Source organism: Halobacteriovorax sp. YZS-3-1 (genome assembly GCF_047084945.1).
Taxonomy (GTDB): domain Bacteria; phylum Bdellovibrionota; class Bacteriovoracia; order Bacteriovoracales; family Bacteriovoracaceae; genus Halobacteriovorax_A; species Halobacteriovorax_A vibrionivorans.
The window spans coordinates 982,325-995,685 of sequence record NZ_JBKIYI010000002.1 but is presented as its reverse complement, the minus strand read 5'-3'; the positions used below and the strand labels follow the sequence as shown (position 1 = coordinate 995,685).

At 35.4% G+C, this 13,361-nt stretch carries 7 protein-coding genes; 3 read left to right on the top strand and 4 right to left on the bottom strand.

Going from position 1 to position 13,361, the window contains the following annotated elements; all coding sequences use genetic code 11:
* Positions 1 to 161 precede the first annotated feature (161 nt).
* The 3 genes from ACMAZI_RS14825 to ACMAZI_RS14815 all read left to right on the top strand — a co-directional run bounded on the left by ACMAZI_RS14825 (position 162) and on the right by ACMAZI_RS14815 (position 5,533).
* Positions 162 to 1,541 (top strand): FecR domain-containing protein, encoded by a 1,380-nt coding sequence (locus ACMAZI_RS14825; protein WP_120404626.1) that lies wholly within the window; start codon positions 162 to 164, stop codon positions 1,539 to 1,541.
* A 132-nt stretch (positions 1,542 to 1,673) separates the two neighbouring features.
* Positions 1,674 to 3,245 (top strand): hypothetical protein, encoded by a 1,572-nt coding sequence (locus tag ACMAZI_RS14820; protein ID WP_412474418.1) that lies wholly within the window; start codon positions 1,674 to 1,676, stop codon positions 3,243 to 3,245.
* Positions 3,246 to 3,256: 11 nt separating this feature from the next.
* Positions 3,257 to 5,533, top strand: coding sequence for a CHASE2 domain-containing protein (locus tag ACMAZI_RS14815; protein ID WP_412474417.1), 2,277 nt, complete (start codon positions 3,257 to 3,259; stop codon positions 5,531 to 5,533).
* A gap of 31 nt (positions 5,534 to 5,564) precedes the next feature.
* Here the strand turns inward: ACMAZI_RS14815 and ACMAZI_RS14810 are convergent, their stop codons facing one another.
* The 4 genes from ACMAZI_RS14810 to adeD all read right to left on the bottom strand — a co-directional run bounded on the left by ACMAZI_RS14810 (position 5,565) and on the right by adeD (position 13,332).
* Positions 5,565 to 8,708 carry a hypothetical protein gene (locus ACMAZI_RS14810; RefSeq protein ID WP_412474416.1) on the bottom strand — a complete coding sequence of 1,048 codons (3,144 nt, stop codon included), beginning with the start codon at positions 8,706 to 8,708 and terminating at the stop codon, positions 5,565 to 5,567.
* Positions 8,709 to 8,892: 184 nt separating this feature from the next.
* Entirely contained in the window at positions 8,893 to 10,944 is a 2,052-nt protein-coding gene (locus tag ACMAZI_RS14805) for a thiamine pyrophosphate-dependent enzyme (RefSeq protein ID WP_114706287.1), read from the bottom strand.
* Positions 10,945 to 11,078: 134 nt separating this feature from the next.
* The gene (locus ACMAZI_RS14800) at positions 11,079 to 11,582 is read right to left on the bottom strand and encodes a hypothetical protein (protein ID WP_412474415.1); all 504 of its coding nucleotides are present in this window, start codon (positions 11,580 to 11,582) and stop codon (positions 11,079 to 11,081) included.
* Positions 11,572 to 13,332, bottom strand: a complete 1,761-nt coding sequence (gene adeD, locus ACMAZI_RS14795) for an adenine deaminase (protein WP_412474414.1) — start codon at positions 13,330 to 13,332, stop codon at positions 11,572 to 11,574. Before adeD ends, ACMAZI_RS14800 begins: the two co-directional genes overlap by 11 nt.
* Positions 13,333 to 13,361 lie beyond the last annotated feature (29 nt).

Sequence of the window (13,361 nt, the reverse complement as noted above, 5' to 3'; positions counted from 1 at the left end):
TCATACTGTGGTGGCCCTCACCGCCACAGTTTCTTGTCATATCAAATATATAAGAAATCCCTAAGTCCCTTTATTTCTCAATATTTACGTATATTTAAGCTTAAGAAATAACTTTGAATTACGATAAGTATAAATGAGTTTAATTTGTTGGGGACGACGTCATGAAGCTATTAAAACAATTCATCATTTTTCAAATTGCACTAGTATTGAACTTGTCGATACTCAATGCGGCCGGTGACAAAGGTGTTGCTAAGGTTATGAAAAAAAGAGGGAAAGTTTTTATTACTCAGACAAAGAAAAAACTTAAGAAGGGAGACTGGGTTCCAGAAGGGGCCAGTATTACAACAAAGAGTCGAAGCTTTGTTAAATTGCTCTTCATTGATAAATCAAACCTAACACTTGGGGCCAACTCACAAATGGAAATTAAGCAATTTCCTAAAAAGAAGGCCGGAATTATTAATCTCGTAAACGGACAACTAAGATCAAAGGTTTCTAAGAACTATCTACAAATAGATAAGAAGAAATCAAAGCTTTTTATTAAAACGAAAACAGCGGCCATGGGTGTAAGAGGAACTGACTTTCAAGTTAACTACAACTCGAAAAACCAGAATACAACACTTATTACATTTGAAGGTGCTGTTGCAATGGGATCTCTTTCAAAGTTTAAAGTATCTGACTTTAGACAAGATCGCCTAGAAAAAGTTGTTTCTTCACCTACTTCCGTAATGGTTAAAAGAGGTCAGTTATCAGGAGTTATGCCTGCAATCGACTCAAAACCAATTGCTCCAGTTAAAATTAATAAAAAACAACTTAAGGCCCTTGAAAATAACGATGGCTCAAAAATGACAAATGCTAAGGATAAGAAGAATAAGAAAGCAAAGCCAATGGCAAGAAATATTATCCCTCCAGGAGTTGATAGCAAGAGCTTTAGTGCTTCAACTAATACAGAAGTAGCTGATCAGATGGCAAAAGTTGACAGCAGCATTAGAGGCCCTGCTAGTGAAGCAAAGAAAAAGAAGAAAATTCAAATTTCACAAGATACTCCTAAAGGCTCCTTAAAAGATGGTGGCTATGTTGATACGGAGAACGCACTTTATATTCCACCGCCAAAGAATGCAGCGATGGACCCAATGACAAATGAAGTAATCGTTCCTGTTCAAATGGGGAGTTTTGATAAAGAAACAGGTATGTACACAAATGACTACTATGAAGTTGATGAAAGCGGTAATTTTATCGAAAAAGAAGATGATTCATTAACGAGACTACCGGCTTCAACATCTACTATGGATACAACAAATTCAGACATGAAAGAAGTAACTAATGTATACGATGTCATGGACGAGCAAATGGACGATACAATGAAGATGGACGATACAACAATATCTCTTACTGATCCAAATCGAACGACAGCTTCAACAGAAGAAGATAAAATGATGGAAGATACGATGAGTGATCGTGACGATATGATTGAAACGACAAAGGACCCACTATCTTCAACAAATCGCGCTGTTATCCGTGTTATCTTAGAAAAGCAGCCATAAACCAACTAGAAAAATCAACTATAGGTCGCATTAAGTCTAATGCGGCCAAATTCCCTCTGTTCAACTGCCCTAATTATCAGTAAAATTAATTGGCAAGCACCTAAAATTATAATTAAAGTTAAAGGAATGACTTTGAAGAAATTATTACTTCTATCACTATTGAGCTGCTCTCTATTTGCTCAAGGCCTACAATCTATATATCAAGAATTTGAAAATGCTAATTACGAAGATGTAATAGAAAAGCTTAATGAAGAGCAATACAAGAAAAGACAAGATCAGAAATACTTAGGAGTAAGAAGTTATCTTTTAGGAGTCTCTCACGCTAGACTTCAAGACTTTCAATTGGCCATAAAATACTTTAAGGATGCATTAAAGAATAAGAATGACGCTAAAGAAATCTATTATGAATTAGGGCAGGCCCAATACGCAATTAATCAACTTGATGATTCCATTAATAACTTTAAAAACTCGATAAAAATAAAGTACAAAGTTGAACAATCAACCTATTACATTGCATATATCAATCAGCTTAAAGAGGATCTTCCACAAGCAAAGAAATACTACAAATTACTTTTAAAGAATAAAGATACTTCAATAGAGATGAAGCAAATTGCTTATTATCAAGTTGCCCTTATAAACTTAGATATTGCAAAAGGTACCAATAGAGCATCTGAAATTGTTGAAAAATACATTCTTCCAGATCTTTACCGTGCTATTAATATACTTCCAAATAGCTCCACTGCTGATGATATTGATAAGAGAATTTTGGATATAAGAAAAGAGTTCTATTTAGAAGAAGATAAACTTGTTAACGGTGCTCCCCTACCAAGTCAAAGACTAAACCTAGGTGTAAGTGAAAAGATTGCTTATGATAATAACGTGACGAGATCTGATGACCTTCCATCTTCAACTGGTACAAATAAAGATTCATTCTATTCTCAAACACGCTTTAATATTAGTAAGGCCTATAATTTTAAAAGAAGATATACGCTAACGCCTCGATTTGAACTTACAAGTACGACTTACTCAGACCGAAATGATACTGCTATTTTTTCAAATGATAGTTATAATATCACTCCAGAAGTCGACTTTTCTTTTGCCTATAAATATAAGAAGAAACCTGCTCGTTTTTTTCTAAACTACACATATGATTATCAGGCCAGAGATATTAATAGTGAAAAAGATAGACAATATACTTATCGATCAAATCAATTCAGCTTAGGTACAGAACTACCACATTTTGAAATTGGCAATACATCAATCTCTATTAAGTCTCAAAGTTTTACTTACTACAACGACAGCTTAAACCGTTCATCAACAATTTTCTCAATCGATCAAATTATTAAAAAGAATTATGGTATCTTTATTCTTCTCTACCAATACGATATGAGTGATTACGAAAATAATGAGACACTTAGTACAAACTCACACTTATTTAGACTTGATTATCTCTATCCTGGAATATTTCCTAATACGACTTTAAATATTGGCCTTGCAGATATGCTTATAAGTTATGATGACGTGACACAAGATGCGGCAAGAGGTCTTGAGAGTAATATTAGTTTCAATACAAAGTTCATTCGAGTCATTAATAGAAATCTATCTTTTAATGTTGAATACCTCTACACAAATAATATATCAGATGAAGATGCCAGTAATTATACGGCCCATCAAACATCATTTGAATTAAATTACGATTACTAAAATAGGTTTTTATGAAGAATATTGTTAAGAATATTGGGCTTTTTATAATTATTATCTTTTCATGTGTCAGTGTGTTCTTCTCACTTTACAGTAAAGACTATGAAGCAAAATGGCGTGATCTAACTTCATATGCATCATTTTTTGAAAACCGTTTCTATGATTTTAGAATGCTTCAAACAATGCATAAGAGAAAGCCACACCCAAAAATCATCCTAGCAGATATCGATGATGACTCAATTAAAAAATTAAACTCATGGCCAATCCCTCGAACAAAATGGGCAGAAATGCTTAAGAAGTTACGTGGTTATGGAGCAAAAATTGTTGCATTTGATGTTTTCTTCTCGGAAGACTCAATGACATGTAATGGGCAAAACCCTGATGATGATCTCGTTGCAGCTATCGAGTATTTTCAAGAAGTACCAAATAATAGAGTTATTCTTCCATACAATCTACAAGTCGGAGGAACAGAACATTACACATCAATTCCAGATGATCTTTATATTTTTGCTCTAACGACAAAAGTTGGAGGGGCAAATTATGAGATGTATCCAACATTTATCTCAGACTCAGTCTATCCTCTACAAAAGCTTATTGATGCAGAAACCTCACTTGGTTTTATTGAAGCAACAGCAGATACAGATGGTGTTATTAGACATTATAAAGCACTCGCCTTCCCTTACGGTGAAGTTCACGTTCCTTCATATGGACTAACTGCCTATATGCACTGGATTGGGGAATTTGACGAATACGATGATCCATCAAAAATGGATAAAGTCTTTAAAACCCAACTTGATCTCAGTACCGCCGGTGGGAAGCCCATTTTAAAAACAAAGAAAGGCGATATTGAATTAAATCTCAAAGGTGAAACAAAGGTACGTTGGACAGGTGGAGAAGAAACCTACAAGCGTATTCCAATTTATGACATTATCACAAAGGATCCAAATGATGAGGAGCTAAAAGACTTATTTGAAGATGCTCTTGTCTTTGTGGGTGCAACTGCTTATGGTGCACACGATTTAAGAAATACGCCAGTTCACCCAATGCTTCCAGGAGTAATGGTTCATATGAACTTTGCTCAGATGCTTATTGATGGTTATTATTTTAAACCATTTAAAGAGTCGGCTAAACTATCTTGGCTGCTACTTATTATTTCAGTTATTATTCTTCTATTAGTTCAATTAAAAGAAAATCCAATTTATGACTTGGCCATCTTAGTTGTACTCGTAACGGTATTATTTTATGCAGATACTTATTACTTTGTTGAACAAGGATATGAAACAAAATTATTTTGGTGCTTCTTTGCGCTAACAATGTGCTATGGATGGAATACCATAGTAAATTTCTACATGGCCAATCAAGACAAGGCCTTTCTAAAGAATGCATTTGGGAACTATATTTCTCCAGAGTTAATCGATGAAATGTATGAATCAGGTCACGCACCGACTCTTGGTGGTACATCTGGAATTAGAACCGCCTACTTCACAGATATTCAGGGCTTCTCAAGCTTTTCAGAAAAGTTAAGTGCAACTCAATTGGTTGAATTACTAAATGAATACTTAACAGCAATGACTGATATTCTCTTAGAAGAAAAGGGAACTCTCGATAAGTATGAAGGAGATGCTATTATCGCTTTCTTTGGTGCTCCAATGGAATTACCTGATCATGCCCAAAGATCATGTATGGTGGCCCATCGTATGCAAGAGAAGCTACTAGAGCTTCGAAAGAAATGGGTCTCTGAAGGAGATAAATGGCCAAAGATTGTTCATGATATGCGCATGAGAATTGGTATTAACTCTGGTGATATTGTGACAGGAAATATGGGATCCGCTTCACGTATGAATTACACAATGATGGGAGACTCTGTAAACCTTGCAGCGAGATTGGAAGAGTCAGCAAAGCAGTATGGTATCTTTACTCAAGTTGCCAAAGAAACAGTTGAGATGGCCGGTGATAAATTCCTCTGGAGAGAACTTGATACAATTAAGGTTGTAGGAAAATCAATTCCTGTAACGACATATGATCTCCTTGGGCTTAAAGAGACTGCTCCTGACTACCTTAAAGAACTATCAGAGAAATTCTCAGCTGCAATTTTATTATATAAAGCACAAAAGTGGGATGAGGCCATTGAATTATTCAAGGTAACTCTTGAATTAGAGTATATGCGTTTTCCTGATCTAAAAGGCGTAAAAACAAATCCTAGTGAGATTTATATTAAGCGTTGTGAGGATTATAAGAAACTTCCACCTCCACCAGAATGGGATGGGGTTTTCACATTAACTAGTAAATAAAAAAGGCCCATTTTATGGGCCTTTCTTTATACTAATTCTTTTTCATATAATCATATTCAATTTTAATACTAACTTCTTTTAAATCTATTTGTGTCTTAGGATACGATTTATTGATAAACTTAACTTTATACTCTCCTAAAAGTGAAGGTCTTGCATAGAATTGAGATGCCTCATTTTCAGATAAATCTTCACCAATTAATCTTTCAAGAAAAGAATAATTTAACTTTGATGGTTCAAGGACACTGTGATGTCCTGAAATAGTATCAACACTAACACCCCATTCATAAGTTCTTTCTTGTCCGAGCTTATAGGTAATTCCATTTTTTTCTATAATATGGTCATTGCCATGTTCTATAGTTAAGAGAAACTTAGAAATTGATTGATCGCTATAAGAATCATTGAAGTCTGTATCAATTGTTACATCACGAATCTTTAGATTTTCTTGCCCTGAGAAATGGTCTTTTATTGAATACAGATTAAGAAAGATCTCATTACCTTTGTTTAATTCTCTAATCTGAGCATCATTGAGATGGATAGTAGTTGAGTCATTAATTAACTCTTCGCTTCGTAATGAATTAATTGATTTGAAAAATATTTTTGAGAGATTATCCTGATTTAATCTATAGTAGGTCATTAAATCAGAACTCTCATTGCCATCATTCATCAATATATCATTTTCCATTTTTTCAATAATAGAACTCAAAGACTCGTAAAAGCCAACTTCTTCATTATTGAATAAACGATATTGATACGAACTATACAGATTGTAGTTATAAAAAAGGATTCGATATTTAGCATCATCAATAATACTTTCAAAGTCCTGACCGAGTAAAAAAGTATTTCGCTCCAATAAGAGAAACTTTTCATTGGAAATGTTAGCAATTTTATTAAAGCCTTCATTAATATCTGACATTATTTTAGATACTCTAGAATTTATTTGGCGTACTTTTTGAGCTGCACTTTTTCTATTTTCGAGAATATTATTTAATAATAGAGTTAACTCATTAAACATCGGATCAGTTTGCTGAAGACGTAAGATTTCCTTTTCTACTTCATCTTTTGGATAAGAGATTTTTCGATATGAATTAATTTCTGCAAGAGTATTTTCAACGATAGGATAAGCGAACTTAGTAATATCTTTCATATATGTTTCTAATATCTTATTTCTTTCCTCTCTCTTATTTTCTTCATCTAATTTATCACGAAGTACACTATATCTAATTTTTTGAAATCCATTGTTCCAATCTTCTTTAGACTTAGCAATTGTTGGTTCGATCTTTTTTACAGCTTTATAAAGGCCACTTACATTTTTAATAGTATCGCTGAGACTATTAGAATCAATCCCTTTATCAATAAAACTCGTCAACGCCTCTACGGAGGCTCCCAATGCAGGTTTTCCAACAGGGATAACTGAAGCTACAGTTGCAATTGATTTTAAAACTTTAGACAACTTCGCTTTTCTTCTTCTATCTATTATATTATCTCTCGCTCTTTGTTCAATAATAGCTTGAACTCTGAGCAGTTCAGCAGTAAAGACTTTTTCGTCTCTTCTTAACTCATCAATCAACGTATTAACATCTGGTATTTGCCACAGAAGTTTTGGAATTTGATTATTACTCTTTTCAAGTTCCTTATATATTGAATCCTGTAAGTTTGATAAGATTCGTAACTTATCTTTGGTGTCAAGCTTCTTACTCTTACTTAAAGTCGCAAAATAAATTACCTCTAAAGCATTTAATAACTCATTTTTATAGATAGAGGTTGATGTCTCTAGGCTAATTAGAGGTACATTATTTAAAGAATTACCAAAATAGTTATTACCAAGATTGAGGTTTTGAAGATTTGATAAAATCGAAAGACAATGATTAGTTCGTACCACGTCCTCTGATGTAAAATCAGTGCAAAACTGTGATAGTTTTAAGAAGTAAGAGTGTGCTTGAACAACATGATTTCCAAGAAATAAATCCTTACCATACTTTATTGCATTAGCAAGATATCCATTTGTTAGCCAGTGATCACCTAAGGTAGTTTCTAATAATTTATAACGGCCATCATTTCCAAACTCTTTTTTGGCTTTTGGTGAATCAATATCTTTTCCTGGCCTAAACTCTTTAATCTGACGCTGTCTAAGTTTACCACTCACCCAGTATTCATGAATTGCAGGATTAGGAAGTCCAGCAGCTCCTCCTTTATAGTCAGGAGCACGCTTACCTGATTTTCCACCAACACTTGTAAAATACTTTGATTCAATTGAGATACGGCTTAATAGATTCCCTCCATCTCCACCGATACCAGGTCTTCCACCTGATACAGCATCTCCACCATCTTGTGGCCATTGCTTTTTACCAATTTCTTTATCCACTCTTACACTTACAGGTATCGTAAAAAATCGATTTGGATTTCGAGGATTAATATCTTCAACGATCTGTGTCGCGTATTGCTTATAAACAACACCATCTCCTAAATCGTTAAGACCAGGGATTGATCCATTTCTCCCATCTTTACCAGGGCCAGCATCTTGGCCTTTTCCACCAATTAAATTAAAGATAACTCTTTCATGTCCCCTAATATCGAGCTTAGAAATATTTAACTTGATATCACCTGCTTTTAATCCCTTTCTACCATCTTCAAAGCTGTTAGCATTATCTGGGAGAAATGTTGGTGTTGTTGAAAGAGAACCAAGAGGGCCTATGATAAGTTTTTTTGCATTAATTGTAACATTTGTCGAAGGAAGCCAAATTTTAGAATTAATGACAACTTCTTCAGCATTAATTTCAAGAATTTTAATATCAAGATTATTGGCCAAATAAGTATAAAGTCTATTACCTTCATTAATGACAAGTTTTATACCATTAAGCTTTGCGTATCTTGGACCCTCTTTAAATTCAATATTATTAAATTGACTTGTATCAGAGACTCTTTGATAACTAAAATCGACGTATTTCAAGTCTGAAGTATTTTTAATACTAAATCTCTTACCAATAAAAGGTATTGCAGAAGGAGCTAAGACTGACGTACTAAGCTGGACATCATCTTGAGATGAACGATTATTATCTTCACTACTTTGTGTGTTCTCATTATCATTTGAGATAGTCGAAACTTCATTAACTTGATAAGTATTCTTATCTCCGCAAGAAATTAATAACAAAATAGCAATGATAGATATAATCTTCAAAGTAGCCTCAAAAATATTTGTATATATGAAAATGTACATTAATGAGGAACCCGTATCCAATAAATTCTATATAATTGAAAGTTTTACATCAAATTGTACAAAAATCTTACGTGATATCTGATACTTACCTATAAAAAAGGCCTACATAATGTAGGCCTTTGCATTATGTAAATTTTGCGAATGCTTAGTAATTTAATACTTTTATGGCCGTTTCTACAACACGATCAGTGTTTGGAAGGATTGCTTTTTCAAGGATTCTATTGAAACCAACTGGAGTGAAAGTCGAACCAACACGTTGAACTGGAGCATCAAGAAGCTCAAATCCTTTATCGTTAATCATGGCCGCAACTTCACCACCAAATCCACCAAAGACCTTATCTTCGTGAACAACAAGTGCTCTATTTGTTTTCTTAATTGAAGCAAGAATTCCCTCTTCATCTAGTGGAGCAATTGATCTAAGGTCTACAACTTCTACGCTGTAACCTTGTTCAGATAATTTCTCAGCTGCTTCAAGACAGTGATGAACAGTATTTCCATATGTAATTAGTGAAAGATCTGTCCCCTCACGTCTTACACGACACTTACCAAAAGGAACTTCAAAGTCCTCTGGTACAACAGTCATAGCTTGTTTTGCGTTATATAGAGCTTTTGGCTCTAGATATAGCGTTGGACCTTCACTTCTCATTGCAGTTCTTAAAAGACCAGCAGCATCGTCAGCAAATGCTGGGCATACGATACGTACACCAGGGATACCTGCAAGATTACCTTCTAAGTTTTGAGAGTGGTAAAGACCACCACCGATATATCCACCAGAAGCTAATCTGATTAGAATATTTGGAGCAAAGGCACCGTTTGATCTCCAGTAGTCATGAGAACACTCTACGTATTGCTCCATTGCTGGCCAGAAGTAATCAGCGAACTCTGCACCTTCAACAACAACGCGGATATCTTTATTATAGCGAGAAAAACCGTTTGCCGTTCCTAGGATATAGTCTTCAGCGATTGGGCCATTAAATACACGCTCTTTACCGAATTCTTGTTGCATTCCTTTAGAAACATTGAAGATACCACCCTTGTCTTTGTTGGCCATATCTTGTCCCCAAATATAAGTGTCAGGGTTGTTTCTAAATTCTTTCTTTAGTTGTCCATTAATTGCATCAATGAACTTCATCTCTTCACCTGACTCGTTATGAGTTCCATCAACATACTTCGTTGGAACGTGTGGTTCAGGAAGTACGAAATCATAGATTGACTCAGGAGTTGGATTTGGAGCTTTCATTGCTTTCTTGTGTGCTTCAAGAAGTTCAGCTTTTGCAACAGCATCCATTTCATCAAGCTCTGCTTCAGTAAAGATCTTCTTTGCAATAAGCTCTTTTCTAAATGCAACTAGCGGATCTTGTGCTGCTGCTTCTGCTCTTTCTTCTTCTGAACGATATAGCTCGTGCTTATCAGAGTTAGAGTGAGAGTGAATACGAACACAACGAGCGTGAACAATTACAGGCTCTTGTTGAGTAGCTGCAATTTCTCTAGCTGTTGCCATTGCATTCATTGAATCAAAAATATCTTTCCCATCACAATGGATGATTGAAAGGTTTAGGAAACCTGTGAAGTTATCTGCAACGTATTCGTTAGCTGTTTGATCACATTTTGGAACTGAAATACCGTATCCATTATCTTGGAATACGAATACGACAGGAAGCTTCTCGCGAGATGCACCGTTGATCGCTTCATAACAATAACCTTCAGAAACTGAAGACTCACCTTGTGAAGAATAAACAACACCATCGTGCTTATAACGATTAAATGCTCTTGCAGTACCTACAGCGTGAAGTGTGTGGTTACCTGTACATGAAGAAACATTATGAATATTCCACTCAGGCTTTGCAAAGTGGTTAGACATGTGACGTCCACCAGAAGCAAGGTCAGTTGCTTTTGAAATACCATTTAAAAGAATTTCTTCAGTAGTTAGACCAGCTGAAAATGCTGTCATCATATCACGGTAGTATGGGTATAAATGATCCTTACCAAGCTCAAATGTTTGACCGATAGCTAGTTGAATTCCATCATGTCCAGCATATGGTGCGTGGTAAGACCAACCAATTGCTTGTTTAAGATAGTTTGGTGCACGGTTATCTAACATGCGTCCAAGTGTCAGTAGTTCATACCACTGCTTTAGTGTGGCCTTATCTGTATTTTTCCAAGTGTACTTCTTCTTAGGCTTAAGAACATTTGCCATTTCAAACCTCGTATTTTCATTTAGTTATAAATCTTGAGTGAGACGGAATTTAACCATAATTTACTAAATTTGGGAAGCAAATATGGGACAGGTATAACAAGGTAAAACGCAACGCATAAAGCGTGAATAAAGAGCTACTTACAGAACTTTTTATGACCTGCCGCACAGGCATATTCGAGATACTTTTTAGCAAATTCTGGTGAGGTGTCTTCAATGAGTGGAGCAAGCTTTCCACATGCCAGCATAATCCCTCCAGCACCATTTCGACAGGCCTTTTCTAAGAGTACTTGATAATCAGCGCTTGTTATTTTTGAAAAATTTTTACTCGCATACTCATAACACGATCGAGGGTCATCAAGGTCACACAAACGTTTTAGATATGTTTGATGAAGCTCATTGTCATTGTCTTTTTGAGCATAGAAACTTCCATCACGACAAGCTTGTAATTGACGTCCTTGGGGAAAATCGTCACGAAAACATATAATTTTTGCATCAGAGCGAAGCTTATTTGCCTCAACTTGAACTACCCGCTTTTCTAAAAGGGCCATGATAGGATCAAGAAATATGACGCTAATACCAACAATAATAGTTAGGAATAACCAACCAGGAATATAATCTAATAACTTTTTAATCTTCACATTTAAGATCGATGAACTCAAACTTCGTTACATCAACTAATCCCATATCTGTTATTTTTAAAGTTGGAATTACAGGTAGTGCAAGGAAGGCCATTTGAATAAATGGTTCATTTACTGCTACTTCAATTTCCTTACAGGCTTCTTTTAATTGAATAATTCCTTCATTAATTGTTTCAGCTGACTCTAAACTAAGAAGTCCAGCAATAGGTAGAGATAGAGATGCTGTTACTCTCCCCTTATCAACGACACAGAAACCACCGGCATTTTCGATAATTTCGTTTGCCGCAGTTGCAATATCCTGTGGAGTCTTTCCGATGACGACAATATTGTGAGAATCATGAGCAACACTTGAAGCAATGGCCCCTCTCGTAAGCCCCATCCCCTTTACTAAACCAAGGCTTGGTTTTCTTTTTTGACCGTATCTCTCAATCACAGTGATATATGAAATATCATCTTCAGCAAATTCTTCACCATCATACTTAACTTTTAAGTGATTAGTGATGATTTCATCTTTTACAATTTCCATCACATTATAAGTTCCAGCACTTAAATCATAATTAAAATCTGTCGGTGCTAAGAAGCTTCGTTTGATTGTATTCTCTTTTGGAGGTTCAGACTTATTAAGTTTATCCATAACTTTAGATGGAAGATCTAACTCACTTACAAGCTCACCTTTTTTGAAAACTTCTTTCACATCGACATCTTCAAGTTTTCCAACAAGAACAATATCTGCTTGCTTGCCAGGAGCAATTAAGCCTAGCTTCTTTAACCCAAAATGTTTTGCTGCTGAAAAGCTTGATAGCCTATAAGCAATATGAGCAGGTGTACCAAGCTCATTAATCATCTTCTTAATCATATAATTGATATGACCTTCATTGAATATTTCATATGGATTGCGATCATCAGTACAAAGAAGGCACTGACAAGAGTTGAACTCATTTACAACAGGAGCAAGAGTTTTTAAATTCTTTGCAACAGAGCCTTCACGAATGATTAGTCCCATCCCCTTTTGAAGCTTCTCTTTTGCTTCATCTGCAAAAATAGTCTCGTGACAATTCTGAATCCCTGCTGCGATATAGGCATTAAGCTGTTTTCCACGAAGCATTGGTGAGTGCCCATCAAGATTTAGCTCTGCAAATTCTTCGACTTTTTCAAGCACACCTTCTACACCATTAATGACCCCAGGAAAATTCATCATTTCAGCAAGGCCAAGAACACGAGGATGCTCCTTGTATTTCTTCATATCAATAATATCAAATTGCCCGCCATTTGTTTCAAACCCAGGTAGTGCAGGAATACACGAACTAACCTGAACAAATAGATTTTGATCCATTAATTCACTACATCTTAAAAACCAAGAAAACCCACGATCTCCCATTACATTTGTAATTTCATGTGGATCACAAATGGCCGTTGTTGTTCCAAGAGGCAGCGTTAGTCTTTCAAACTCAAATGGATGCATCATTGAAGATTCAACATGAAGGTGTCCGTCAATAAAGCCAGGAACCGCTGTCGCTCCCTGGGCATCATAAATACGTTTTGCTGGTTGATCGTCGTATTCCTTACCAATTCCAGCAATCGTTTTACCAGAGATAGCAATTGAGCTCTCAACCACTTCACCATTGACGAGATCAAGGATTTTTACATTTTTAATAAGTAAATCAATTTCACCATCGCCGCGAGCAGTCTTTAAGACCTCTCTTAACTCTCTAGGTGATAATTTTTGTGTTTCCTTATTTGCAAGTGACATCTTTGACCTCTATAATGTTTTTGAACTCA

Bases quoted from the DNA above. Each gene is read 5' to 3' on its own strand.
- ACMAZI_RS14825 (WP_120404626.1), top strand. From the start codon at position 162: ATGAAGCTATTAAAACAATTCATCATTTTTCAAATTGCACTAGTATTG.
- ACMAZI_RS14815 (WP_412474417.1), top strand. From the start codon at position 3,257: ATGAAGAATATTGTTAAGAATATTGGGCTTTTTATAATTATTATCTTT.
- ACMAZI_RS14805 (WP_114706287.1), bottom strand. From the start codon at position 10,944: ATGGCAAATGTTCTTAAGCCTAAGAAGAAGTACACTTGGAAAAATACA.
- adeD (WP_412474414.1), bottom strand. From the start codon at position 13,332: ATGTCACTTGCAAATAAGGAAACACAAAAATTATCACCTAGAGAGTTA.